At 71.4% G+C, this 24,551-nt stretch carries 24 protein-coding genes and 1 pseudogene; 13 read left to right on the top strand and 12 right to left on the bottom strand.

Annotated features, from left to right (window positions below):
- Positions 1 to 7 precede the first annotated feature (7 nt).
- From ACFYO2_RS05860 to ACFYO2_RS05840, 5 genes are read right to left on the bottom strand one after another with little or no spacing between them, the layout of a single operon-like run.
- Entirely contained in the window at positions 8 to 976 is a 969-nt protein-coding gene (locus ACFYO2_RS05860; protein ID WP_388344591.1) for an ABC transporter substrate-binding protein, read from the bottom strand.
- Positions 973 to 1,689 carry an ABC transporter ATP-binding protein gene (locus tag ACFYO2_RS05855; protein ID WP_388346053.1) on the bottom strand — a complete coding sequence of 239 codons (717 nt, stop codon included), beginning with the start codon at positions 1,687 to 1,689 and terminating at the stop codon, positions 973 to 975. The genes ACFYO2_RS05860 and ACFYO2_RS05855 overlap by 4 nt, the downstream gene beginning before the upstream one ends.
- Positions 1,690 to 1,694: 5 nt before the next feature.
- The gene (locus ACFYO2_RS05850; protein ID WP_388344589.1) at positions 1,695 to 2,576 is read right to left on the bottom strand and encodes an ABC transporter permease; all 882 of its coding nucleotides are present in this window, start codon (positions 2,574 to 2,576) and stop codon (positions 1,695 to 1,697) included.
- A complete protein-coding gene (locus ACFYO2_RS05845; protein WP_388344587.1) occupies positions 2,573 to 3,412 on the bottom strand; it encodes a sulfurtransferase in 840 nt (279 codons plus the stop codon). The genes ACFYO2_RS05850 and ACFYO2_RS05845 overlap by 4 nt, the downstream gene beginning before the upstream one ends.
- Complete coding sequence (locus tag ACFYO2_RS05840; RefSeq protein ID WP_388344585.1) at positions 3,409 to 4,113, bottom strand: alpha/beta hydrolase; 705 nt, start codon at positions 4,111 to 4,113, stop codon at positions 3,409 to 3,411. Before ACFYO2_RS05840 ends, ACFYO2_RS05845 begins: the two co-directional genes overlap by 4 nt.
- A 404-nt stretch (positions 4,114 to 4,517) precedes the next feature.
- Between ACFYO2_RS05840 and ACFYO2_RS05835 the strand changes: the two genes are divergently transcribed.
- Positions 4,518 to 5,366 carry a LysR family transcriptional regulator gene (locus ACFYO2_RS05835; protein WP_388344583.1) on the top strand — a complete coding sequence of 283 codons (849 nt, stop codon included), beginning with the start codon at positions 4,518 to 4,520 and terminating at the stop codon, positions 5,364 to 5,366.
- A gap of 87 nt (positions 5,367 to 5,453) precedes the next feature.
- On the opposite strand, the gene ACFYO2_RS05830 is transcribed toward ACFYO2_RS05835, so the two are convergent.
- From ACFYO2_RS05830 to ACFYO2_RS05820, 3 genes are all read right to left on the bottom strand, one after another.
- Positions 5,454 to 5,840 (bottom strand): MarR family winged helix-turn-helix transcriptional regulator, encoded by a 387-nt coding sequence (locus ACFYO2_RS05830; RefSeq protein ID WP_388344580.1) that lies wholly within the window; start codon positions 5,838 to 5,840, stop codon positions 5,454 to 5,456.
- Positions 5,841 to 5,887: 47 nt separating this feature from the next.
- Positions 5,888 to 6,232, bottom strand: coding sequence for a VOC family protein (locus ACFYO2_RS05825; RefSeq protein ID WP_388344577.1), 345 nt, complete (start codon positions 6,230 to 6,232; stop codon positions 5,888 to 5,890).
- 145 nt (positions 6,233 to 6,377) lie between these two features.
- Positions 6,378 to 7,409, bottom strand: coding sequence for a LacI family DNA-binding transcriptional regulator (locus ACFYO2_RS05820; RefSeq protein ID WP_388344574.1), 1,032 nt, complete (start codon positions 7,407 to 7,409; stop codon positions 6,378 to 6,380).
- Between the two features lie 197 nt (positions 7,410 to 7,606).
- On the opposite strand from ACFYO2_RS05820, the gene ACFYO2_RS05815 reads away from it, so the two are divergent.
- From ACFYO2_RS05815 to mptB, 12 genes and pseudogenes are all read left to right on the top strand, one after another.
- Positions 7,607 to 9,628 carry a beta-galactosidase gene (locus ACFYO2_RS05815; RefSeq protein WP_388344571.1) on the top strand — a complete coding sequence of 674 codons (2,022 nt, stop codon included), beginning with the start codon at positions 7,607 to 7,609 and terminating at the stop codon, positions 9,626 to 9,628.
- A gap of 229 nt (positions 9,629 to 9,857) precedes the next feature.
- Positions 9,858 to 10,820 (top strand): SMP-30/gluconolactonase/LRE family protein, encoded by a 963-nt coding sequence (locus ACFYO2_RS05810; protein WP_388344568.1) that lies wholly within the window; start codon positions 9,858 to 9,860, stop codon positions 10,818 to 10,820.
- A gap of 165 nt (positions 10,821 to 10,985) precedes the next feature.
- On the top strand, positions 10,986 to 11,441 hold the full coding sequence (crcB, locus tag ACFYO2_RS05805; protein ID WP_388344565.1) for a fluoride efflux transporter CrcB: 456 nt from the start codon (positions 10,986 to 10,988) through the stop codon (positions 11,439 to 11,441).
- Entirely contained in the window at positions 11,438 to 11,818 is a 381-nt protein-coding gene (locus ACFYO2_RS05800) for a DUF190 domain-containing protein (RefSeq protein WP_388344562.1), read from the top strand. The genes crcB (ACFYO2_RS05805) and ACFYO2_RS05800 overlap by 4 nt, the downstream gene beginning before the upstream one ends.
- On the top strand, positions 11,815 to 12,189 hold the full coding sequence (gene crcB / locus ACFYO2_RS05795) for a fluoride efflux transporter CrcB (RefSeq protein WP_388344559.1): 375 nt from the start codon (positions 11,815 to 11,817) through the stop codon (positions 12,187 to 12,189). The genes ACFYO2_RS05800 and crcB (ACFYO2_RS05795) overlap by 4 nt, the downstream gene beginning before the upstream one ends.
- Before the next feature lie 70 nt (positions 12,190 to 12,259).
- Positions 12,260 to 13,096 carry an undecaprenyl-diphosphate phosphatase gene (locus tag ACFYO2_RS05790; RefSeq protein ID WP_388344557.1) on the top strand — a complete coding sequence of 279 codons (837 nt, stop codon included), beginning with the start codon at positions 12,260 to 12,262 and terminating at the stop codon, positions 13,094 to 13,096.
- A gap of 175 nt (positions 13,097 to 13,271) precedes the next feature.
- A complete protein-coding gene (locus ACFYO2_RS05785; protein ID WP_388346050.1) occupies positions 13,272 to 13,949 on the top strand; it encodes a FadR/GntR family transcriptional regulator in 678 nt (225 codons plus the stop codon).
- On the top strand, positions 13,946 to 15,388 hold the full coding sequence (locus ACFYO2_RS05780) for an amino acid permease (protein WP_388344554.1): 1,443 nt from the start codon (positions 13,946 to 13,948) through the stop codon (positions 15,386 to 15,388). Before ACFYO2_RS05785 ends, ACFYO2_RS05780 begins: the two co-directional genes overlap by 4 nt.
- A gap of 32 nt (positions 15,389 to 15,420) precedes the next feature.
- The gene (locus tag ACFYO2_RS05775) at positions 15,421 to 16,437 is read left to right on the top strand and encodes an asparaginase (RefSeq protein ID WP_388346048.1); all 1,017 of its coding nucleotides are present in this window, start codon (positions 15,421 to 15,423) and stop codon (positions 16,435 to 16,437) included.
- 233 nt (positions 16,438 to 16,670) lie between these two features.
- Entirely contained in the window at positions 16,671 to 18,080 is a 1,410-nt protein-coding gene (aspA, locus tag ACFYO2_RS05770) for an aspartate ammonia-lyase (RefSeq protein ID WP_388344551.1), read from the top strand.
- A gap of 46 nt (positions 18,081 to 18,126) precedes the next feature.
- Entirely contained in the window at positions 18,127 to 19,050 is a 924-nt protein-coding gene (locus ACFYO2_RS05765) for a glutaminase (protein ID WP_388344549.1), read from the top strand.
- 108 nt (positions 19,051 to 19,158) lie between these two features.
- Positions 19,159 to 20,285: pseudogene (gene mptB, locus ACFYO2_RS05760) on the top strand (polyprenol phosphomannose-dependent alpha 1,6 mannosyltransferase MptB).
- Positions 20,286 to 20,517: 232 nt separating this feature from the next.
- Here the strand turns inward: mptB and ACFYO2_RS05755 are convergent.
- The 4 genes from ACFYO2_RS05755 to ACFYO2_RS05740 form a co-directional block, all read right to left on the bottom strand.
- Positions 20,518 to 21,690, bottom strand: a complete 1,173-nt coding sequence (locus ACFYO2_RS05755) for a D-alanyl-D-alanine carboxypeptidase family protein (protein ID WP_388344546.1) — start codon at positions 21,688 to 21,690, stop codon at positions 20,518 to 20,520.
- Positions 21,691 to 21,793: 103 nt separating this feature from the next.
- Positions 21,794 to 22,936 carry a transcription termination factor Rho gene (gene rho / locus ACFYO2_RS05750; protein ID WP_388344543.1) on the bottom strand — a complete coding sequence of 381 codons (1,143 nt, stop codon included), beginning with the start codon at positions 22,934 to 22,936 and terminating at the stop codon, positions 21,794 to 21,796.
- Between the two features lie 291 nt (positions 22,937 to 23,227).
- On the bottom strand, positions 23,228 to 24,055 hold the full coding sequence (locus tag ACFYO2_RS05745) for a class I SAM-dependent methyltransferase (RefSeq protein ID WP_388344541.1): 828 nt from the start codon (positions 24,053 to 24,055) through the stop codon (positions 23,228 to 23,230).
- A 172-nt stretch (positions 24,056 to 24,227) separates the two neighbouring features.
- Positions 24,228 to 24,413: a hypothetical protein gene (locus tag ACFYO2_RS05740; protein WP_388344539.1), complete on the bottom strand. Its 186-nt coding sequence runs from the start codon at positions 24,411 to 24,413 to the stop codon at positions 24,228 to 24,230.
- Positions 24,414 to 24,551 lie beyond the last annotated feature (138 nt).

Here is a 24,551-nt window from a genome sequence, read left to right as displayed (position 1 = left end):
CTCCTGATCAGTTGAGAAGGGACGTGTCGGCCGACTGGGCCACGTCGACGTTCGGGTCGAGGACGCCGATGCCGTTCATGAGGTCGGCCACCCCCTGGACGGTCTTGTTGACGTCCGACGAGATCGGCAGGACCTTGCTGTACGCGGCGGAGGCCAGCGTCTTGGCCACGGAGGCATCGGCGCCGTTGCGCTGCTCGATGGCCTTCGCGTAGGCGTCCTTGTGGGTGCTCGTCCACTGAAGGGCCGTACCGAGGCGCCCCAGGAAGTCGGCGAGCGCGGCCTTCTTCGGCGAGTCGGCAAGGGCCTCTTCGGACGCGCCGACGAAGCCGTAGCCGCTGACCCGTCCGTCGGCACCGTCGACGAGCAGCTTGCCGCCCTGTTCCAGACCGACGGCCTGGTAGACGCCGAAGGTCGCCCAGGCCTTGATCTTCCCGGAGGTGAAGGCGGCCTGCGCGTCGGTCGGCAGCAGGTACTGCACCTTCACGTCCGAGTAGCTGAGGCCGTTCTGCTTGAGCACGTTGGCCAGCAGGTACTCGGAGATGCTGCCCTTCGCCGAGGACACCACGACCTTCTGGCCCTTGAGATCCCTGACGCTGTCGATGCCGGAGTTCTTGCCGACGACGATGCCGACATGCCGGCCGTCGTTCTTCAGCGCGGCCACGTTCTTGAACTTCACCCCGCCGCTCAGTGCCTGGAGCGCGGGCAGATCCGCGGAGTACGTGGTGTCGGCGGCGCCCGCCTGCACGGCCTGGTAGAGCGGGGCCGCGCCCTCGAACTCGGCCCACTTCACCTTGTAGTCGGCGCCCTTCAGGGCGCCCGAGGCGGCGACGATCGTCTGCAGGGTCTTGGCCTGGTCGCCGATGGTGAGCGTGACCCGGCCGTTGCCGGAGGCGTCCGCGGAGGAGTCCGCGCCGCAGGCGGTCAGCGCCAGCAGGGCGGAGAAGCTCAGCGTGGCGGCTGCGAATCGGCGTATCACGAGGGGGTTCCTTCCAGGGTGCGGGTCACGCCGAGCCAGTTCAGGAGGCGGGCGCGCAGGGTGACGAACTCGGGGGCGGTGAGGTCGCGGGGGCGGGGCAGGTCGACGGTCATTTCGTGGGCGATGCGGCCCTCGTCCATCACCAGGACGCGGTCGGCGAGCAGCAGCGCCTCCTCCACGTCGTGGGTGACCAGGAGGATCGCGCAGCCGTGCCGCTGCCACAGCTCGGCGACCAGCTGCTGCACCTTGCCCCGGGTGAGCGCGTCGAGGGCGCCGAACGGCTCGTCCAGGAGCAGCAGTTCGGGCTCGCGCACCAGAGCGCGGGCCAGAGAGACCCGCTGGGCCTGGCCGCCGGAGAGGGTCTTGGGCCAGACGGCCGCGCGCTCCGCGATGCCGACCTCGGCGAGGGCCTTGCCTGCCAGTTCCCGGTCGGGCCGCCCGGGCAGTCCGAGGACGACGTTGCGCCACACCTTCAGCCAGGGCAGCAGCCGCGGCGACTGGAAGGCGGCACTGCGGCGGGCGGGTACGGTCACCTCGCCGCCGATCTCGTCGTCGAGCCCGGCGAGGATCCGCAGCAGCGTCGACTTGCCGCAACCGCTGTGACCCAGCAGGGCCACGAACTCGCCCTCACGGATGTCGAGATCGAGGTCGTGCAGGACGGTGTTGCCGTCGAAGGCCCGCGAAAGCCCTCGTGTTTCCACGCTGTTGGCCATGACGCTCACGCCCCGCCCTCGAAGTTGGCGCGCCAGGTCAGCAGGCGGCGCGAAAGGATCCGTACGGCGAAGTCGCAGGCGAGCCCGAGCAGCGCGTACACGACGAGGCACAGCACGATGACGTCCGTACGGAAGTACTGCTGCGCGTTGCTCATCAGATAGCCGAGGCCCGCGTCCGCGTTGATCTGCTCGGCGAAGACCAGGGCCAGCCAGGCGGTGGACAGCGCGTAGCGAAGGCCCACGAGGGCCCCGGGCAGCGCGCTCGGCAGGATCACGTACTTGATCAGCCCGAGCCTGCCGAGCCCCATCATCCGTGCCGCCTCGACGAGTTGGGCGTCGGTGGATCGGATGCCGCCGTAGATGTTGAAGTACAGCGGGTACGTCACCCCGAGCGCGACAAGGGCGATCTTCGGGGTCTCCTCGATGCCGAACCAGACGATGAACAGGGGGATCAGTCCCACCCAGGGGATCGCCCGGAACATGCCCATCGAGGAGTCGATGACGTCCTCGCCGAGCCGGAACAGCCCGGCCAGCAGCGACAGGCTCAGCGCGACGCTCGCGCCGATCAGGAAGCCGACGGCCGCCCGGCGGCCCGACGCGGCGACGGCGTCGGGCAGTTCGCCGCTCTTGGTGAGCTCCACGGCCTGGCGTGCGACGTCCACGGGGGAGGCCAGCACGGATTCGGGGAGGACGCCGGTGGCCGAGGTCAGGAACCACAGGAGGACCAGACCCACCGGGCCCGCGGACCGGCGTACGGAGCGGGGGACGGTCAGGCGGCGACCGGTCTTGACGGTGCCGCGGATGGTGACGCGGCTCGGCTCAGGGGCTCGGTCCGTGGGTTCTGCCTGTCGTGGCAGCACAGCCGGGTCCAGGGGTTTCGTCGTCATGGGCGGTTTCCCTTCGCGGCCGGGCGGGCCGGATCGGCGGACCAGGCGGACCAGGAGCCCGCGAACAGCACCGCCTCGAACCCGGCGAGTTCCAGCGCGGCGATCTGGTGGGCGGCGGTGACGCCGGAGCCGCAGTAGACAGCGATGCGGGATGCTCCTCCCGCGCCCTTCTCCTCGAACCGCTTGCGCAGTTCCTCGGACGGCAGGAAGGTGCCGTCCGCCGCGAGGTTCTCCCCGGTGGGGGCCGAGACCGCGCCCGGGATGTGCCCCGCTCGCGGGTCCACCGGCTCCACCTCGCCGCGGTACCGCTCGGCGGCCCGCGCGTCCAACAGCAGCCCCGAAGCGGCGAGTTCGGCGGCGCCGTCGGCGTCGGTCACGGGCAGGCCGCCGGGATGCAGTACGACGTCGCCGGGCGGCGGGTCGGCCGGGATCCCGGACTCCAGCGGCAGCCCGGCCGAGCGCCAGGCGCCGAGTGCCCCGTCGAGCAGCGTGACCTGGGTGAGACCGGCGTAGCGCAGGAGCCACCAGGCGCGGGCGGCCGCGGTGTTGCCCGAGTCGTCGTGGACGACGACCCGTTGATCCTGCCCGATGCCCCACCGGCGTGCCGCGTCCTGCAGGTCCGCGATGCGGGGCAGCGGATGCCGGCCGCCCTCCGGGCTCGGCGGCCCGGCCAGTTCCGTGTCGAGGTCGACGTAGACCGCGCCCGGGATGTGACCCTCGGCGTAGTGGTCGCGGCCGTGCGGATCGCCCAGTGCCCAGCGGACGTCGAGGACGATCGGGGGAGCGTCGGAGGCGAGCAGTTCGCACAGTTCGGGGACGGTTGTGGTGACGGTCATGCCGAGGCCTCCGCGATGGCGGGCAGCTCGGGGGAGAGGCGCAGGCGTTCCAGGAAGAGCACGACGGTGGCGGCGGCCGTGCGGTGCAGCGCGTCGTTGAGGACGTCGTGCCGACCGCCGTTGAAGGTGACCGTCCGTACGCCCGGGTGTCCCGCGTACGCGTCCAGTGCCTGCGCGAGAGGGCTCACGGTGTCCTCCCGGCCGTGCAGGGCCAGTACGGGAACACGCACGAGGTCGAGACGCGGTTCGGGCAGGTCCGGGTGCTCGTCGAGCGCCCCGCGTCGGAACTCGGTGTCGTTCGTGAGACGGGACCGGTGGGTGGGGCAGGCGGTGCGGGCCTCGACCTCGGACTCCCAACTCCCCGAGGTCCAGGGTGTGGTGGGCAGACCCGCCAGGATCAGCGCGTCGAGGTCCGGGATCTGCTCGGCGGCCAGCTGGGCGGCGTATCGGGCGCCCGTGTCCGAGCCGACCAGCACCTTCGGGCCGGGCAGCGACTCGTCGGCGAGCAGCTTGGCCGCCCGGTCGAGCACGGACGGATCGGCGGACGCGTCACCGAGGGCTCGGACCCGATACGCGTCGTAGGAGAGCCGGCGGCCGAACCGCTCGTACACACCGCCGTGTTCACCCCGGCCGGCCAGCACGATCAACGTGCCGCGGGCGGCGAGGCCTTCGGGTTCGTCCCAGGAGAAGGATGAGGGCATGAGGGGGCAGCTCCCGTTTCTGGGCAGGGGCATGGGGCTTGGGGCATGGGGGCTTGGGGGCTTGGGGCATGGGCATTTCCCGGGGGATGTCCGGACCGCGTCCGGGCAAGGGGAATGCGTTCGGAAAAGGTCAGCCGACGGCGACTGTCACGTGTCAGCGAGGAGGAGACGTGATCGGCTCGGCCTGCGGAGATACGCCGGTGGGCGGCGGGAGGTCAGCGACAGCGCGCGCTGCACGCCACGCCGAAGTCGATGACTCGGCGCTGCGTCAGAAGGGCAGCAGAAGCGGTCGCGTGCAACATGAGCCCATCATGACCGGCGGGGGCGGATCGCGTCCAACGACGATTCCGCATCGAAACCGATCAGATATCGCAATCGGTCCCATGGGCCGCTACTGTCGCGGCATGCCCCAACCCGTCCTCGACATCGTGGCTTTGCGCAGCCTGACCGCGATCGCCGACTGCGGCGGCTTCCACCGCGCCGCCCGGACCCTGTCCCTGAGCCAGTCCGCGGTCAGCCAGCACGTCCGCAAACTGGAGAAGATCCTCGGCGGGCCCGTCGTCGAACGCGAGGGCCGCGGCACGCGGTTCACCCCGGAGGGCCGCCGACTGCTGGAACAGGCCCGCCGTGTCCTCGCCGTCCACGACGAGGCCGTACGCACCCTGCTGGAGTCCGACGGCGACACCGTCACCGTCGGCGCCACCGAGCACGCCGCCGACCAGTTCCTGCCCCGGCTCACCGCCGCCGTCCAGGGGGTACGGCCCGGCTGCCGGGTCCGTTTCCGCATCGACCGTTCCGCCCGCCTCGTCGAGGCCGTGGAACGCGGCAGCGTCGACGTGGCGGTGTACGTCACGGAGGCCGCCGCCACGGAGGGCACGCCCGTCGGCGGTCTCGCGCTCACCTGGCACGCCGTCCCGGGCTGGGAGCCGCCGCCCGCACCGGCCGCCGTCCCGCTGGTCGCCATCGAGGACCCCTGCGCCATCCGCCGCCGGGCCATCGCCACGCTGGCCGCGCAGGGGGTGCCGGCCACGGTCGTAGGCGACGCCGGCTACCTCGCGGGCGTCCTCGACATCGCCCGCACCGGCCAGGGCGTAGCGCTGCTCGCCGCCGTGGGCCCCGCCCCCGACGGCCTGACCCCGTACGACGGTCTCCCGGCGGTCACCCCGATCCCGATGAGCGCGCTGGCCCGTCCCGGGGCGGATCCGGCCACGGTCGAGGCAGCCTTCGCCGCCGTACGGGAGCTGCTGCGCTGACGCGGGTGTGGCGAGGTAGTTCCCTCCGGCCGCGGCGAGGCGGGCGTGGTCGGGCCGGCGTCCGGGCCGCGGCGAGGCGGAACCGGGTCAGCCCAGCATCCGGGCCAGCACGTCCCGCTGCAGCGGCAACACCTCGGCGTGCAGGTCGCGTCCCTTGCGGGTCAGGGCGACCCACACGCCCCGCCGGTCCTCCATGCAGACGGAGCGCTCCACCAGCCCTTCCTTCTCCAGGCGGCCGATGAGGCGGGACAGGGCGCTCTGGCTGAGGTGCACCCGGCCGGCGAGGTTCTGCACCCGGCACAGGTCGCCCTCCTCGGGAGCCTCGGTGGCGAGCACGTCGAGCACCTCGAAGTCGCTCGCGCCCAGCCCGTGGGGGTGCAGCGCGCGGTCGATCTCGCACATCGTGCGCGCATGCACCGACAGGATGTCCCGCCACTGTTCCTCGAGCCGGGCACCGGCCGTGTTCACTGCCATACACCAATGTTAATGCGTGTGCATCGACATTCGGCCGGGGAAGCGGCTCAGGCGTCCTGGAGGAGCCCGACGAGGTTTCCGTCGGCGTCCTTGACCGAGGCGATCATCCTGCCCCCGCCGACCTCCTGGACGTCCTGGAGCAGCTCGGCGCCCGCGGCGAGCAGGGCGGTGAGCCGGCCCCTGATGTCGGAGACGTGCCAGTAGGGGACGGGGCCGGTCATGCCCTTGGCGTGTCCGTTCGGGTCCAGGCCGACGTCCTGGCCGGCGTCCTTGAAGCCGACGTAGTAGGGCTCGTCCGCGTAGGGCTCGACTTCCAGCAGGGCGCTGAACAGGGCCTTCGCCCGCGCGATGTCCTTGACGGGGTAGATGATCGTTTTGAGTCCGGCGGTCATGGCGTGCTCCTCGGTGCTGCGTGGACCGACGGATTTCGTCGGTGGTCCCACGCTAGGCAGGGGGAGGGGGGAGCCGCTTCTTCGATCCTGACCGGTTGCCGCGGTGCCGTTCTTCCCGGCGTCGGCCACGAGCCGCCCCGACGCCTCAGGTCGACTCCCGCTTCACCAGCTCCGTGGGCAGAATCACCGCCGCCGCGTCCTCGCCCCCGATCTGCGCCAGCAGCACGCGCACCATCTCGGCGCTGATGCGGTCCCAGGGCTGCCGGATCGTCGTCAGCTCGGGCCGGGAGGCCAGCGCGGCGGGGGAGTCGTCGAAGCCGCCCACCGCCACGTCGTCCGGCACCCGCCGGCCCGCCCGCTCCAGCGCCGTCAGGACGCCCTGGGCCATCAGGTCGGAGGCGACGAACACGGCGTCCAGATCCGGGACCTGCGCGAGCAGCCGTTCGGCGCCCGCCTGGCCGCTGGCCCGGCTGTAGTCGCCGGAGACGACGAGCCGCTCGTCGATCGCCACGCCCGCGTCGACGAGCACCTCCTTGTACCCGGCGAGGCGCTCGACACCGCCCGGTGTGTCCAGCGGGCCGGTGACCACACCGATGCGTCGGCGGCCCAGGGACAGCAGGTGGCGCACCATGTCACGGGCGCCGTCCCGGTCGTCCGCGGCCACGTAGCTCACCCGGGAACCGAGCCCGATCGGCTTGCCGCACGCGACCAGCGGCACGCCCGCCTCGCGCAGCTCCTCGGCGATCGGGTCCCCGGAGTGGCTGGAGACCAGCAGAACGCCGTCGACGTGCCCGGCGGTGATGTACCGCGTGATGCGCCGCCGCTCGTCCTCGGTGCCGGCCAGCATCAGCAGCAGCGGGATGTCGTGGGCGGCCAGTGCCTGGGTGCAGCCGCGCAGCAGGACGTTGAAGTTGGGGTCCTCGAAGAAGCGCTCCTGCGGCTCGGTCAGCAGGAAGCCCACCGAGTCGGAACGCCCGGTGATCAGCGAACGCGCGTGCCGGTTGACGACGTAACCCGTCTTGCGGATGGCGGCGTTGACCGCCTCCTGGGCGGCGGGGCTGACGTAGTGGCCGCCGTTGAGCACGCGTGAGACGGTGCCGCGTGAGACCCCTGCCTCCCGCGCCACGTCGTGGATCGTCGGCGCTCTGCGTCGGCCCCCCGCATGGTTCATGGTCATGACTTTAAGGCCCCGGAAGGGAGATGGCGGTCGCTGTGTCGCCGGGATGACCACGAGGTGCGGCGGCTGTCTGTGATCGTGCACAGCAAAACCCGCCACCGTGCACTTGGCAAGCCTCGCCTTCGTGCGATTATCTTGGGCGTGCGCTGTTGCCGCCGTGTGTGCACGTTCCCAACCACCAGAAACGGGAGAGACCCATGCCGGAGACCACCCCCAGGGGCCTCACCAGGCTTGCCTTCGGCGGGGACTACAACCCGGAGCAGTGGCCCGAGAGTGTCTGGGAGGAGGACGTGCGGCTGATGCGGGAGGCCGGCGTCACCATGGTGAGCGTCGGGATCTTCTCCTGGGCACTCCTGGAGCCCGCGCCCGGCACGTACGACTTCGGCTGGCTCGACCGGCTTCTCGACCTGCTGCACGAGAACGGCATCCGCGTCGACCTCGGCACGCCCACCGTCGTCCCCCCGGCCTGGTTCTACCGCGACCACCCCGACGCGCTGCCCGTGACGGCCGACGGCATCCGCTACGAGTTCGGCTCGCGCGGTGCCGTCTGCCACAGCAACGCCGACTACCGCGCGGCCGCCGCCGGCATCACCACCCGGCTCGCCGAGCGCTACGCCGGACATCCGGCCCTGGCGATGTGGCATGTGCACAACGAGTACGGCGTCCCGGTCTCCGCCTGTTACTGCGACTCCTGCGCCGCCCACTTCCGCCGCTGGCTTGCCACGACGTACGGCACGGTCGACGCGGTCAACGAGGCATGGGGCACCGCCTTCTGGGGCCAGCGCTACGCCGACCTCGGCCAGATCAACCCGCCGCGCACGGCGCCCACCGTCGGCAACCCGGGCCAGGCGCTGGACTACAAGCGGTTCGCCGACGCCACCATGCGCGAGAACTTCGTGACGGAGCGGGACATCCTGCACCGCCTTTCGCCCGGCATCCCGGTCACCACGAACTTCATGACCGCGCTCAGCCAGTGCGACTCCGTCGACTACTGGGCCTGGGGCCGCGAGGTCGACCTCGTCACCAACGACCACTACCTGATCACCGACGGCCGCCGCACCCACGTCAACCTCGCGATGGCCGCCGACCTCACCCGCTCGGTCGCGGGCGGCGCCCCCTGGCTGCTGCTCGAACACTCCACCTCGGGAGTGAACTGGCAGCCCCGCAACCCGGCCAAGACCCCCGGCCAGATGGCCCGCAACTCCCTCGCCCACGTGGCGCGCGGCTCCGAGGGAGCCATGTTCTTCCAGTGGCGCCAGTCGCGGCGCGGCGCCGAGAAGTTCCACTCGGCGATGGTCCCGCACGGCGGCACCGAGACCCGTGTGTGGCGCGAAGTGGTCGAACTGGGCGCCTGTCTCGACTCGTTGAGCACCGTACGGGGCAGCCGCACCGTCGCCGACGTGGCCGTCCTGTGGGACTGGCAGTCCTGGTGGGCGCAGAACCTCCAGTGGCGCCCGACCGAGGACCACGACCCGCGCGAACGCGCCGACGCCTTCTACGAGGTCCTCTACGACCGCCACCTGACCGTCGACTTCGCCCACCCGGAAGCCGACTTGTCGAGGTACCCCCTTGTCGTCGTGCCCGCGCTGTACCTCATGACCCAGGCGGCCGGGCGCAACATCAAGGAGTACGTGGAGAACGGCGGCACCCTTGTCGTGTCGTACTTCTCGGGCATCGTCGACGAGCACGACGCCGTGCACGAGGGCGCCTATCCGGGGCCGCTGCGGGACGTGCTGGGCCTGACCGTCGAGGAGTTCGCACCGCTGCTGAAGGACCAGCTGGTGCGCATCGGCGGCCCCGACGGCTCGGAGCTCACCGCGGACGTGTGGACCGAGTTCGTGGTGCCGCGCGGCGCCGAGACCGTGTGGACGTACTCCGACGGTCCGACCGCCGGCCACCCGGCCGTCACCCGGCACCGCCTCGGTGAGGGCAGCGCCTGGTACGTCTCCACCCGCCTCACCGCCGACGGTCTGGACGCGCTGCTGGGCTGCGCCGTCGAGGACGCAGACCTCGGCACCCGCGCCGACCTGCCCCACGACGTCGAGGTGGTGCGCCGCACTGGCGAGTCCGGTACCTACCTGTTCGCGATCAACCACACCGCCACGGACGTCAAGGTTCCCCTGGAGGGGGACGGCATCGAGCTGCTCACCGGAGAACGCGCCGCCGGCCGCCTCGGGGTCCCGGCGGGCACCGTCCGGGTCGTACGACTCGACGGCTGAACCGACTCCCCTCCGCCCGTGCGAGCGCACGAGCCGCGGGCGGAGGGGCCTCTCAGGCCGCCCGACTCGGAGCGGAGGAAGGCCGGCAGCTCGCCCGCCGCGTGCCGGCGCGACGAGATACGGATCGCCGAGATGGCACGCATGTTCGAGAAGGGCTGGTAGGTGACCGGCCCGCGGGGGTACACGCCTGCGAGGAGGATCCGCCTCCGGCAGCGAAGGGCAGGCGCGCATGAACCGTCCCACGGCTCTGGTTCCCCGTCATTACGTCGCGATCGGCGGCCGCGGCCCCGAGGACGTGGTGGCCGACGCCCGCGGCCGGGTGCTGACCGGCGTCGAGGACGGCCGGATCCTGCGTCTGGAGGGCCTGACGGACCCCACCGCGACCCGCGTCGAGGTGCTCACCAAGACCGGCGGCAGGCCACTCGGCCTCCACCTCCTCCCGGACGACGCCCTGTTGGTGTGCGACGCCGAACGCGGACTGCTGGGCGTGGACCTCACCGACGGCACGGTACGGGTCGTCGCCGGCTCGGTGGCGGGGGAGCCGCTGCGCTTCTGCAGCAACGTGGTCGCCCTGTCCGACGGAACCGTGTACTTCACCGTCTCCAGCCGCCGCTACCCCTTGGAGGAGTGGATCGGCGATCTCGTCGAGCGCACCGGCACCGGCCGGCTCCTGCGCCTGGCCCCGGGCACTGACGAGCCGGAAGTCCTGCTGGAGGGCCTGCAGTTCGCCAACGGCCTCGCGGCGAGCGCGGACGAGACGTTCCTGGTCGTCGCCGAGACGGGCGCGTACCGGTTGACCCGCTACTGGATCGCCGGACCGAAGGCGGGCCGCGGCGAGCCCTTCGTCGAGAACCTGCCGGGCATGCCCGACAACCTCTGGCGCGGCGCACCCGACGGCCCGATCTGGGTGCCGCTCGCCGGACCCCGCGTCCCGCCCCTCGACCTGTTGCACCGCGGCACCCCCGACGTCCGCCGCACCGCCGCCCGTATCGCCGTGCGCGCCCCCTTCCGCCCCTCCGGCACGATCGGCATCCTCGCGGTCGACGACCAGGGCGGGATCGTCCACCACCTCACCCGCCGCCGCTCCGGCTTCCGCATGGTCACCAGTGTCTGCGAGAGTGCCGGCCACCTGATCCTGGGAAGCCTGTGGGAGCCCGGCGTCGCGGTCTGCGAGGCGCCGAGCACGAAGTGACCGGGGTGCGCCCGGGGGCTACCCTGTTGACCAGCCGCGATCAGCTCGCGGCGCGGCGGTGGGGCCCGCCGTACCCGAACCGCGGCTCAGGTGCCGCCAACGGTCCCTACTTGCGATGGAGCACGCCCGCACGCCAGGGCCCCGGCGAGTAGGAGACGCCCGACCATGACAACGCAGGAGACCGACAGCGTCCGCGTCCCCGCCGCGCGACAGCCCGTCTGCCGCGGCCAGGCCCCGGTCGTCGCGGTGGTCGCGCTCGGCGGAGCCCTCGGCGCCACCGCCCGGTACGCGGCCGCTGTGTGGTGGCCCGCCCAGCCGGGCGGGTTCCCCTGGGCGACCTTCTGGACCAACGTCGTCGGCTGTGGCGTGATCGGCGTGTTCATGGTGAGCATCACCGACGTGTGGGCCGCCCACCGGCTCGTCCGCCCGTTCTTCGGCACCGGTGTGCTCGGCGGCTTCACCACCTTCTCGACGTACGCGGTCGACATCCAGAAGCTGGTCGACTCGGGCCATCCCCGCACCGGACTGGCGTACCTCTTCGCGACCCTGCTCGCGGCACTCACGGCGGTGTGGCTCGCCGTGGCGGCCACCCGGCGGGCCCTGAAGTGGAGGCAGTCATGACGAGGCTGACCGGCAGCGCCCTGCGCGTGACCGTCTTCGTCGGCGAGCACGACACCTGGCACCACAGGCCCCTCTACAGCGAGATCGTGCACCGCGCCCACGCGGCCGGCCTCGCGGGCGCCAGCGTCTTCCGGGGCATCGAGGGCTTCGGCGCCTCCTCGCTGATCCACACCTCCCGGTTGCTGTCGCTCAGCGAGGATCTGCCGGTGGCGGTCGTGATCGTGGACGACGAGGAGCGCGTACGGGCGTTCCTGCCGCAGCTCGACGAACTCGTCACCGAGGGACTGGTGATCCTCGACGACTGCGAGGTCATCAGGTACGTAGGCCGGGGGGACGAAAAGGGCAATCAGGGCGCGAAGGGTAAGAAGTCGTTGTGAACTGGCTGCTGGTCGTCGCGGGTGCCATGGTCGGCGCCCCGCTGCGCTACCTGACCGACCGGGCGGTGCAGTCCCGGCACGACTCGGTGTTCCCCTGGGGCACCTTCGCGGTGAACGTCACCGGCTGCCTGATCCTCGGCCTGCTGACCGGCGCGGCGGCCTCGGGGGCCGCCGGTTCCCACGTCCAGCTGCACCTGGGAACCGGCCTGTGCGGGGCGCTGACGACGTACTCGACCTTCTCGTACGAGACCCTCCGGCTGGCCGAGACGGGCGCGGGGTTCTATGCGGCCGTCAACGTGATCGGCAGCGTGATGGCGGGTCTGGGGGCCGCCTTCGTGGGTGTGGCGGTGGCTCAGGCGGTGTGGGCGTAGGCGCTCGGCTCTCGTCTGCGTGTAGTAAGACAGAGCCCGCCGTATGCACCCCTGAGCAGAACTGGATCCCATGAGCGTCATCAGCGTCGGTCAGGCCGTCGTCCTCGGAGCCGTCGAGGGGGTGACCGAGTTCCTGCCCGTGTCCTCCACCGGCCATCTGAAGATCGTCGAGGGGCTGATGGGCATCCCGGTCGACGACGACTCCGTCGTCGGGTTCTCGGCCGTGATCCAGGTCGGGGCGATCGCCGCCGTGCTGGTGTACTTCTTCAAGGACATCGTGCGGATCGTTTCGGCGTGGGGTCGCGGGCTGGTGAACAAGGAGGAGCGCTACCACCACGACTACAAGTTCGCCTGGTGGGTGATCTACGCGACGATCCCGATCGTGGCCGTCGGCCTGGCCGCCAAGCCGCTCATCGAAGGACCGCTCGCCTCGCTGTGGGTGGTGGCGGGCTCGCTGATCGTCGGCAGCGGGGTGATGTGGGCGGCGGACCAGATGGGCCGGCACAAGCGCGGGGAGGGCGACACCTCGTTCAAGGACGCCATGCTGGTGGGCAGTTCGCAGATCCTCGCCCTGCTCTTCCCGGGCTTCTCCCGCTCCGGCGCCACCATGTCCACGGCGCTGATCCTGGACCTGGACCGCGTGGCCGCGACCCGGCTGTCCTTCTTCCTCGGCATCCCCGCCCTGACCGGGGCCGGCCTGTACGAGCTCAAGGACGCCCTCGGGGCCGGGGTGGGCGCGGCGCCGCTCGCCGTGGGGACCGTCGTCTCCTTCGGCGTGGCCTACGCGTCCATCGCCTGGCTGCTGAAGTTCGTCGCCAAGCACTCCTTCAACGCCTTCGTGGTCTACCGGATCATCGTGGGCGTGCTGCTGTTCGGGCTGCTGGCAACGGGTGGGCTGAGCAGCTGACCTTCGGAGGCCCGGCGGTCGTCCGCACGGGGTGTGAGGCCTTTTTCAGGGTTCACGCCCCGTGAATTTATTGTTTCAGCCACCTTGACAGGGACCTCACGACCCCCGGAGTATCACTCCCGTGAACCTGTCAGACAGCCAGACAGCCAGTCAGGGCCCGCGGCGCGTCAGCGCCATGGAAGCGGTGCTCGGGCATCTGCGCGGCGCCATCGAGCGCGGCGAGTACGCGATCGGCGACAAGCTCCCCTCCGAGGCGGAGCTGTGCCGCAACCTCGAGGTCTCCCGCCCGGTGCTGCGCGAGGCCCTCAGGGCCCTGCAGACCATGGGACTGACGGTCTCCAAGACCGGCAAGGGCACCTTCGTGGTCGCGAGTGCCGTCGAGGACCCCACCTTCGGCGACTACGCGGCCAGCGACCTGCTGGAGGTGCGCCGCCATGTCGAGATCCCGGTCGCCGGGTACGCGGCCCGGCGCCGCACCGCGGAGAACCTCGACCACCTGGCCCACCTCCTGGACCGGATGGAACGGGAGACCGACACCACCGCGTGGGTCGCGATGGACACGCTGTTCCACCTCGGCGTGGCCGAGGCCGCCCAGAACCCGGTCTTCCGCCGGGTCATCGAGGAGATCCGCGACGCGCTGGCCCGCCAGTCGGCGTTCCTCAACGAGCTGGGCGGCCGACGCGAGCAGTCCAACCGCGAGCACCGCGCGATCGTCGAGGCGCTGATCGACGGCTGCGAGACCGACGCGGAGGAGGCCATGGCCCACCACCTCGACCGCGTCGAGACGACCCTCACCGACATCGTGCGCCCGCAGGGCGCGGACACCCCCATGGAAGGCGGACCCGAGGCGTGAGCGAGCAGCACCTCCAAGAGGCGACCCGCAAAAAGACCGCGCACGTCGACGCCGGAGACGCCGGCTACAGCAAGTCCCTGAAGTCCCGGCACGTCAACATGATCGCCATCGGCGGCGCCATCGGCACCGGCCTCTTCCTCGGCGCCGGCGGCCGCCTGGCCGACGCCGGCCCGTCCCTGTTCATCGCCTACGCGGTCTGCGGCCTCTTCGCCTTCCTGGTCGTCCGCGCGCTCGGCGAACTCGTCCTGTACCGGCCCTCGTCCGGCGCCTTCGTGTCGTACGCCCGTGAGTTTCTCGGCGAGAAGGGCGCGTACGTCGCGGGCTGGATGTACTTCCTCAACTGGGCCACCACCGGCATCGCAGACATCACCGCCGTGGCCGTCTACACCCACTACTGGGGCATGTTCTCCGACATCCCGCAGTGGGTGATAGCGCTCATCGCGCTCGCCGTCGTCCTCACCGTGAACCTCATATCCGTGAGAATGTTCGGTGAACTGGAGTTCTGGTTCGCGATTATCAAGGTCGGCGCGCTCGTCGCCTTCATGCTCATCGGCATCTTCCTGCTGGTCACCCAGCACCCGGTCGACGGGCACGACCCGGGCCCGTCCCTGATCACCGACAACGGCGGCGTCTTCCCCCACGGCCTGCTGCCCATGCTGCTGATCATCCAGGGCGTCGTCTTCGCCTACGCCTCCGTCGAACTGGTCGGTGTCGCGGCGGGCGAGACCGAGAACCCCGAGAAGATCATGCCGAAGGCGATCAACTCGATCATGTGGCGGGTCGGTCTGTTCTACGTCGGTTCGGTCGTCCTGCTGTCGATGCTGCTGCCGTGGAACAAGTACACCGCCGGCGAGAGCCCCTTCGTGACCGTGCTGTCCAACATCGGCATCCCGGCGGCCGGCGGCGTGATGAACCTCGTCGTCCTCACCGCGGCCATGTCCTCGCTCAACTCCGGCCTGTACTCCACCGGCCGCATCCTGCGCTCCATGGCGATGTCCGGCTCCGCCCCCAGGTTCACGGGCGTGATGAGCCGCAGCCAGGTCCCCTACGGCGGCATCCTGCTCACCAGCGGCATCTGCGTCCTCGGCGTCGGCCTCAACTTCGTCGTCCCCGCCGACGCGTTCGAGATCGTGCTCAACTTCGCCGCGATCGGGATCCTCTCCACCTGGGGCATGATCATGGTCTGCCACCTGATGTTCTGGCAGAAGACCCAGAAGGGCGAACTGTCCCGCCCCGGTTACCGCTTGCCGGGCTCTCCCTGGACCGAACTCGTGACGCTGGCCTTCCTCGCCACCGTCCTGGTCCTCATGTACGCCGACGGCGGCGCCGGCCGCACCACCGTGCTGTGCCTCCCGCTGATCGTCGGGGCGCTGGTCGCCGGATGGTTCGCCGTCCGCGGCCGTACCGCGCGCAAGTCCACCACCGGAGCCGACGCGTGATCCACGCGCCGGCCGACCACACCCAGGCAGTGATGTACAACAGCTCCGTCGCGGACGCACCCCTGATCCGTGAGCCCCTCCACGCCCCCGTCGCCCACCTCATACGCGGCGGGGTCGTGGAAGGCATCCACTACGGCTCCGTCGTCGTCCTCGACGCCGACGGCCAGGTCGACTTCCAGCTCGGCGACATCGAGGCCGCCTTCTATCCCCGCTCGGCCCTCAAGCCCGTCCAGGCCGTCGCCATGGTCCGGGCGGGGCTCCCGCTCGACGGCGAGTTGCTCTCGCTCGCCGCCGCCAGCCACTCCGGCGAGGAACGCCACCTCGCCGGCGCCCGGCGGATCCTCGAGATCGCCGGGCTCACGGAGGACCACCTGCGCAACGTCCCCGACCTGCCCTTCGACCAGGTCGTCCGGGACGACTGGATCCGGGACGGCAGGATGCCCTCCCGGCTCGCCCAGAACTGCTCCGGCAAGCACGCGGCCATGCTGTACGTGAGCAGGCTCAACGGCTGGTCCCTGGACGACTACCTCGACCCCGGGCACCCGCTCCAGCAGGCGATCGCCGAGATCGTCGAGGACCTCACCGGGCAGCGCATCGCCCAGGTGACCGTCGACGGCTGCGGCGCACCCCTGTTCTCCGTCTCCCTGCACGGCCTCGCCCGGGCCGTCGCCCGCGTCACCACCGGCGCGCCCGGCACCCCTGAGGCGCGCGTCGCCGACGCGATGCGCGAGCACGCCGAGATGGCGTCCGGCTCCGGCCGGGACGTCGCCACGCAGATGCGGGCCGTGCCGGGGCTGCTCGCCAAGGACGGGTTCGAGGGCGTCCAGGTCGCGGCCCTCCCGGATGGCCGCGCGGTTGCCGTGAAGATCGCGGACGGGGCGAACCGCGCGCGCGTGCCCGTCGCCGCGGCGGCGCTTGCCCGGGCGGGTGTCGACCCTCTGGCGCTCGCTGAGTTTGCAGGGGAGCCGCTGCTCGGCGGCGGCGAACCGGTCGGCTGCGTACGCCCGGTACGGGCCCTCGACCCGGTCACGTTGTCGGCCTGTGCCTGACGGCAGGCCGGCTGAGCGATGTGGGGGTGCTGTGTTCGACCGGCTGCGGCGATGCTGTGGCTGAGCGCGCCCACGCGGCGGAGCCGCAAAATGTCACAGCCCCGCGCCCCCAGGTGTGCCGGGCGTGCCGGCGTCGTATCGCTGTGACTGCCCACGTATCGCCGGGGCGTTCGCCCTCGCCCGACTCTGCCCGCCCCGTCTCTCCCGCCCTCTGAAAGGGGACTTGCACCCTCATGTCCGCCATCACCCGCACCGAGCACGACCTCCTCGGCGACCGTGACGTCCCCGCCGACGCGTACTGGGGCGTCCACACCCTGCGCGCCACCGAGAACTTCCCCATCACCGGGACGCCGATCTCCGCCTACCCGCACCTGATCGAGGCCCTCGCCGCGGTCAAGGAGGCCGCCGCCCTGGCCAACGAGGAGCTCGGGCTGCTGGAGCCAGGGAAGGCCGCCGCGATCGTCGAGGCCTGCCGGGAGATCCGCGAGGGCAAGCTGCATGACCAGTTCGTGGTCGACGTCATCCAGGGCGGCGCGGGCACCTCGACGAACATGAACGCCAACGAGGTGATCGCCAACCGGGCGTTGGAGCTGCTCGGCCACGCCAGGGGCGAGTACCGGCATCTGCACCCGAATGAGGACGTCAACCTGGGCCAGTCCACCAATGACGTCTACCCGACCGCCGTCAAGATCGCGACGGTGTTCGCGGTGCGTGGACTGCTCGAGGCGATGTCTGTACTGCAGGACGCCTTCGCGGGCAAGGCCGTCGAGTTCCGCAACGTGCTCAAGATGGGCCGTACACAGTTGCAGGACGCGGTGCCGATGACGCTCGGTCAGGAGTTCTCGGCGTATGCGGTCATGATTGACGAGGACCGGTCCCGTCTTGCCGAGGCCGTCGAGTTGATCCATGAGATCAACCTGGGCGCCACGGCCATCGGCACCGGCCTCAACGCCCCGGCCGGATATGCCGAGTCGGCCCGCCGCCACCTCTCCCAGATCACCGGGCTGCCGCTGGTCACCGCCGCCAACCTGGTGGAGGCCACCCAGGACTGCGGGGCGTTCGTCCAGATGTCCGGCGTGCTCAAGCGGATCGCCGTCAAGCTGTCCAAGAGCTGTAACGACCTGCGGCTGCTGTCGTCGGGGCCGCGCGCGGGTCTGGGTGAGATCAACCTGCCGCCGGTGCAGGCCGGTTCGTCCATCATGCCCGGCAAGGTCAACCCGGTCATCCCCGAGGTCGTCAACCAGGTCGCCTTCGAGGTGATCGGCAACGACGTCACCATCACCATGGCCGCCGAGGCCGGACAGCTCCAGCTCAACGCCTTCGAGCCGATCATCCTGCACTCCCTCTCGGAATCCATCACCCACCTGACCGCCGCCTGCCTCACCCTCGCCGAACGCTGCGTCGACGGCATCACCGCCAACACCGAGGCACTGCGCGCGACCGTGGAGAACTCCATCGGCCTGGTCACCGCCCTCAACCCGCACATCGGCTACACGGCCGCCACCGACATCGCCAAGGAAGCCCTCGCCACCGGCCGCGGCGTGGCCGAACTCGTCCTGGAAAGGGGCCTGTTGCCCGCCGAGACGCTCGCCGACCTGCTACGCCCGGAGGTCCTCGCGGGCTCCGGCTCCCCTTTGGCCTGAGCACCACCCGCGCCCCAAGACCGGCCTGGAAGGCACAATAGCGATCATGACTTCGTCCATGACCTTCCAGCCGGTCCTGGAGCGCATCGCCGGCGAGATCGGCCGCACCCCCGGCCGTGGCCGGCCCGCCGACTACATCCCGGCGCTCGCGCTCTGCGACCCGCGCAGCTTCGGCATGGCCGTCGCCGAGCTGGACGGCACGGTGTACGGGGTGGGGGACTGGCGCGAGCCGTTCTCCACGCAGTCCCTCACCAAGGTCTTCACCCTCGCGCTCGACCTGGCCCGCGAGGGCGACGAACTCTGGGAGCACGTGGGCCGCGAGCCCTCCGGCAACCCGTTCAACTCCCTCATCCAACTGGAGTACGAGAACGGCATCCCGCGCAACCCGTTCATCAACGCCGGCGCCCTCGTCGTCACCGACCGCCTCCACACCCGTACCGGAGACGCGGCCGGCGAGCTGCTGGCCTTCATCCGCTCCGAGTCGGGCAACCCCACCCTGGACTTCGACAAGGAGGTCGCCGCCTCCGAGGCCGCCCACGGCGACCGCAACGCCGCCCTCGCCCACTTCATGGCGTCGTACGGCAACATCGACAACGCCGTGCCGGTCCTCCTCGACCAGTATTTCCGCCAGTGCTCCCTCAGGGCGTCGTGCGCCGACCTGGCCCTCGCGACCACCTTCCTGACCCGCCACGGCATCCGGTCCGACGGCAGCCGCCTGCTCACCCAGAGCCAGGCCAAACAGGTCAACGCGGTGATGCTGACCTGCGGCACCTACGACGCGGCAGGCGAATTCGCCTACCGTGTGGGCCTGCCCGGCAAGAGTGGAGTGGGCGGCGGCATCATCGCGGTCGTACCAGGGCGCTGCACGCTGTGCGTGTGGAGCCCGGGGCTGGACGAGCGGGGCAACTCGGTGGCGGGGGTGGCGGCCCTCGAACGCTTCACCACGCTGACCGGGCTGTCCGTGTTCTGAGAATCGGTTCCGCCGGGATCACACGCCGGTCACACGCAGGCCTCCGCCAGGAGAGTCCCGCATCGTTTTCCGGCCATCCGGCGTTGGCCATCTTCCCGAGTGTTGGCCATGGCTTTTCCCGTCGGTCTCCGTCGCTGCCAGGTGCTCGGTCTGGCCGGAACCGCGTTCGTCGCGGCGGGAGGTGAGAGTGCCGGTGCCCTGCCGGTCCGGGAGCTCCTCGCCCCGTCCTCCGCCCACGCCGCCCTCGGCCTGGTCGGCGCGTACTTCGGCGTCGTCCTGCTGATAGCGGCCTGGGCTCTGCTGGGGCGGCTGATCGGGGGCGCCGAGCCGCCGAGCCCGCGCGCCCTGCTGGTGGCCCTGGCGATCTGGGCCGCCCCGCTGCTGCTCGCGCCCCCGCCGTTCAACCGGGACGTGTACAGCTACCTCGCGCAGGGCGCCATGGTCGACGCGCACATCGACGTCTACGCACACGGGCCCGCACAGCTCGGCGGCCCTCTCGCGGACGAGGTCTCCCCGCTGTGGCGGCACACCGGAGCGCCGTACGGCCCGGTCTTCCTGGGCGTCGCCGCCGTGCTGTCCGGGCTGACCCGGGGCGAACTTCCCGCCGGCCTCTTCGGCATGCGCCTCGTGGCTCTTTGCGGCGTCGGCCTGATGGCGGCCGCGCTGCCCCGTCTGGCCCGGCACAGCGGCGCCGATCCGGCCGCCGCGCTCTGGCTCGGCGCCCTGAATCCGCTCGTCCTGCTGCACCTGGTCGCGGGGGCCCACAACGACGCCCTCATGCTCGGCCTGCCGGGCCTCGGCCTGGTGGCGGCGCTGGGCCGGTGGCCGGTAGTGGGCGCCGTGCTCGTCACGCTCGCCGCCCTGGTCAAGGCGCCCGCCGTGCTCGGGCTGGCCGCGGTCGCCGTCCTCCAGGTGCGCGCGGGTTGCTCGCCCGGCGTTGGCGGGCGGCCGCCGTCGCGACGGCCGTCACCGTCGCGGCGACGGCGTTCGCGGCCTGCGTGGCGCCCGAAGCCTCACGCTTCTACTGGACCGACGCACTGTGGGACACGACCCGGGTGGGCCGCCTGGACTATGTCTCCAACCAGTCGCTCCAGGGGATCCTGGCCCGGCTGGGCGCACCGGACCGCGTGGTGTGGGGGTGGCGGTGTTGCTGGTCCTGTGCGTGTGGGCGGTCCGCGCCCGCCGGGCGGTGGTCGCGGGGCAGTGGACGACCGCGTTCGCCCTCACCGGCCTGACCGCCTGCCTAGTCACCCCGATCACATGGGTGCACCACCTGGTCTGGCTGCTGCCGTCCTTCGTCGTACTGGTCCGCGCCGGGCGCCCGCGGCTAGCGGGCGCCCTGTACGCGGTGATGTGTACCAGCGTGGTGTGGCTGTGGCTTGACGACGCGTCGGGTATCGACGGTTTCCTCGGCAGCAACACGTACACCTGGATCACACTCGGTCTGCTGCTGTGGCTGCCGCTGGGTCAATTCGGCGCCGTCCGCCCGCCTTTGAGCCGCAGCACGAGTGCCACGGCACCGGCACCCAGTCCGGCGGCGCCGGCGATCGCGCCCGTCTCCGACCAGGGGGCGTTGCCCGCGGCCACGGGCGCCACGGCCGCGGGCAACGCCGACGGCCTCGCCTGCGGCCGGGCCCGCAGCGCGTCCAAGGAGCCCACCGGAGCGACCCGCCCGTCGGCGTCGAACCCCCAGTCGAGCAGCTCACGGGCCTCCTCGTACACGGCGAAACGGCCTCCCGCCTGAGGATTCATCACCGTCACGACGACAGTGCGCCCGCCCCGGCGGGCGGCGGCCACGAGCGTGTTGCCCGCCTTGCTGGTGTAGCCGTTCTTGATGCCGATCAGGCCCGGATACGGCTCCACACCGTCCTCGCCCGACAGCAGCCGGTTGGTGTTGCGGATCGGGTACGACCATCCGCCACCGCCCGGGAACCTGGCCTGGACCGTGCCGCAGTACCGCGCGAAGTCCGCGTTGCGCAGCCCCGCCCGGCCGAACACGGCGAGGTCGTACGCCGACGACACCTGGCCCGGCATGTCATAGCCGTCCGGCGACAGCACGCGCGTGTCGCGGGCCCCGAGGGAGCGGGCCTTGGCCTGCATGCGCGCGGCCGCGGAGCGCCAGCCGCCGCTCAACTCGGCCAGCACGTGCACGGCGTCGTTGCCGGAGTTGAGGAACACCCCGCGCCACAGGTCGGCGACCTGGTACGTACGCCCCTCGGCGACCCCGACCCGGCTGCTGCCGTCGCCGATGCCGGTCAGCTCCTCCTCCCGGACCTGGTGGCGGATGCCGCCGGGCAGGACCGGCAGCACGGTGAGTGCGAACAGGGTCTTGAGCGTGCTGGCCGGCGGCAGTTTCCGGTGTGCGTTGTGCGCGGCGAGCACCTCACCGCTGCGGGCATCCGCCACCAGCCACGACAGCGCGGAGACGTCCGGCGGCTCGGGAGCCCCGGCCCGTGGGCGGACCTGCGTGCCCGACCGGTAGAGCAGAGAGGGCTGGGGTACCGCCACCCGTGGCCCACCGGGCGTACCGGGGTCCGCCCCGGTATGGGCCGCCACGGAGGCGGGCGCGAGCGCGAGCAGGCCCGCCGCGCAGATCGCGAAGGTTGACACAACAGCCCGGGAAGTCAATCCGATCGTCATGCCGCAAACGTAGGAACGGACCGGCCCCACACAGCGCTGCCCGGTCCGAGAGCGGGCCGCGAACACCCGGATGCCACATGCCGGAAGGCGATCGGAGGGGTCGTCAGCCGGTGGGCAGCGTCGGCTGGATCCTGCGGAGGAAGGTCGCGTTGTCCGGGGTTTCACGCATCCGCTCCAGCAGGGTTTCCAGGCTGGGCTGGCCGTCGCGGGTCTGGAGGGCGCGGCGCAGGCCGCGCACGGCGGTCAACTCGGCCGGGGGCAGGAGGAGTTCCTCGCGGCGGGTGCCGGAGGGGTTGATCTCGACGGCCGGGAAGACGCGACGACCCGCCAGGTCGCGGCTCAGGCGCAGCTCCATGTTGCCGGTGCTCTTGAGCTCCTCGAAGTAGAAGTCGTCGGCGCGGGAGCCGGTCTCCACCAGGGCGGTGGCGAGGATGGTGAGCGAGCCGCCCTCCTCGGCCAGGCGGGCGGCGCCGAAGAACCGCTTGGGACCGATCAGCGCGGTCGCGTCGACGCCGCCACTGAGGGTGCGGCCACCGGCGGCGGCCGCGTTGTTGTGGGCCCGGCACAGCCGGGTCAGGGAGTCGAGCAGGATGACGACGTCCTCGCCCGCCTCGACGAGCCGCTTGGCGCGCTCGATGACGAGTTCGGCGAGGGCGATGTGCTGCCTGGGCGCCTTGTCGAACGTCGAGGCGTACACCTCGCCGCGCACGGAGCGCCGCATGTCGGTGACCTCCTCGGGGCGTTCGTCGAGCAGCACGACCATCAGGTGGGCCTCGGGGTGGTTGCCGGCGACGGCGGCCGCGATCTGCTGGAGCAGGACGGTCTTGCCGGTCTTGGGCGGTGCCACGATCAGCCCGCGCTGCCCCTTGCCGACCGGGGCGATCAGGTCGGTGACGCGTCCGGTGAGCCCGGACGCCGGGTGTTCGAGGCGCAGCCGCTCCTGCGGGTGCAGCGGCGTCAGGTCGCGGAAGTGGCGACGGCCCCGCTCGTCCTCGGCGGTGCGCCCGTTGATGCGGGCCACCTCCGTGAGGGCGCGCTGGGTGCCGCGTACGCCGTCGACGAGGTCGCCCTTGCGCAGGCCGTACTTGCGGATCAGCTGGGGAGGGACTTGGAGGTCGTTGGGGGAGGGCAGGAGGTCCAGGGGGCGCAGATGCCCCTTCCCGTTCGCGTCGATGTCGAGAACGCCGGTGGCGACCCGGGCCGGGGCCTGCTGCTGGACAGGAGGGTGTTCGAGTGTGGTGGTCATGATGGGTGGTCCTTTCACGGACGGAAGCGCATGTGGAATGCGGAACAAGGGAGGGGGAGAAGCCGCGAGGGGAGGCGGAGCGAAGAACACGCCTCGGCGGCGGGGACAGCACCTCGGGTACGGCAGACGAAGGCCTCGACGAGGTGATGCTGGGAAGCCGTGCACGCCGACCGTGAAAACGGGGGCGGATCAGGCTGGTTGAAGAGGAAGCACCGGCGCCCGGAACGGGGCGTACACAAGTGCTAGCCCTAATGTACCACGCGGTGCGCGGTCAGGTCTGCGATACCTGACTCAGCGGTCGGCCAGCAGGCCGTACAGGAGAGGAATGCGCGGTTCGGGAAGGCGCCACCAGCCGGACGGTGTACGCACCATCCGCTGCCAGCGCTGCCAGGGCAGCTCGTCGCTCTCCCTCAGTAGCCGGACGCTCAGTCCCGCTCCCGTCAACGCGCCGATGACCTCTCCTATTCCGTGCATCCACTCGTAGCTGTCGGTGGCGCCCTCGACAGGCGGCCCGTCGGTGTACGTGTGGGTGGCGTCCCGGTGGACGGGGCCCTCGCCGCCCAGGTAGTCGTGGCGCAGCAGCAGCTCGGGTCCCTCGCCGGGAGCCGGCTTGGGGCCCAGCGAGTTGAGCAGAGGGTGGAACTCGACGATGTACAACCGGCCGCCCGGGCACAGGAGTTGGGCCACGACATCCGCCCAGCGCTCCAGGTCGGGCAGGTAGCACAGGGCGCCCTTGCCGGTGTAGACGACGTCGAACTGCCGTCCATTCAGGGCCTCGACGGCGCCGTACACGTTCGCGCACACGTAACCGACGTCGAGGCCGGCCTTCGCGGCGATGGCGTTCGCCGCCGCCACGGACGCCTCGGAGAAGTCGAGGCCGACGGCCCGGGCCCCGCGCCGGGCGAAGGCGAGCGTCTCGGTGCCGAGGTGGCACTGCAGGTGCAGCACGTCGCGGCCGGCGAGCTCGCCGAGGTCGTCCCACTCGAAGGCGGCGAACCAGCGCTCGGGGTCCAGGTCCTGGTCGAGTCCGTAGAACCGGCTGGCGAGGTGAACGGGCGTGCGGGCGTCCCAGTTCGCCTGGTTGGCCCGCATCAGCCGAGCGTGCTCGTCGGTCGTCATGACGGCATCCAACCGTGGACGGTCCCGGAATGCCATCCATGCGAGGCCCGACGGCCCTCCGCCGGGGTCGTGCCCCGGCCTCTTCTCGTACGACTCGTGCGACCGGCATGTCGATTCCGCGGGGTCCTGTTCGTCGGTGGGGCGCAGGAAGCTCTTCGACTGCGGCTGATCTTCACCTTCTGGGGCGGAGGCCGAAGAGGGCGCCGCCCTGCTCGAGATCGCCCTGCGGCGCGGCCGCTCCGGCCCGTACCAGATCCAGGCCGCCGTCGCCGCCTGCCACACCACCGCTCCCGCGGCTCAGGAGGCCGACATCCCCGGGCCGTACGCCGAGCTGGAGCGGTTCGTGCTGAGCGGGCACTGGAGCTGGTGGAGAACGACGCCGAGCGGCGGCTCGCGGAGTCTCGATCGGCGTCGGGGCGGCTCGTCGGTGGGGTGACAGCAGCTCACACCGAGGCCCGAGGGTGCGCCGTCCGGGCTGCTGACCGGCGTTGTGATA

It is taken from the genome of Streptomyces sp. NPDC006602, assembly GCF_042870385.1.
Taxonomy (GTDB): Bacteria; Actinomycetota; Actinomycetes; order Streptomycetales; family Streptomycetaceae; genus Streptomyces.
Note: the sequence above shows the minus strand (reverse complement) of the source record. Positions and strands in the feature narration are given on the sequence as shown.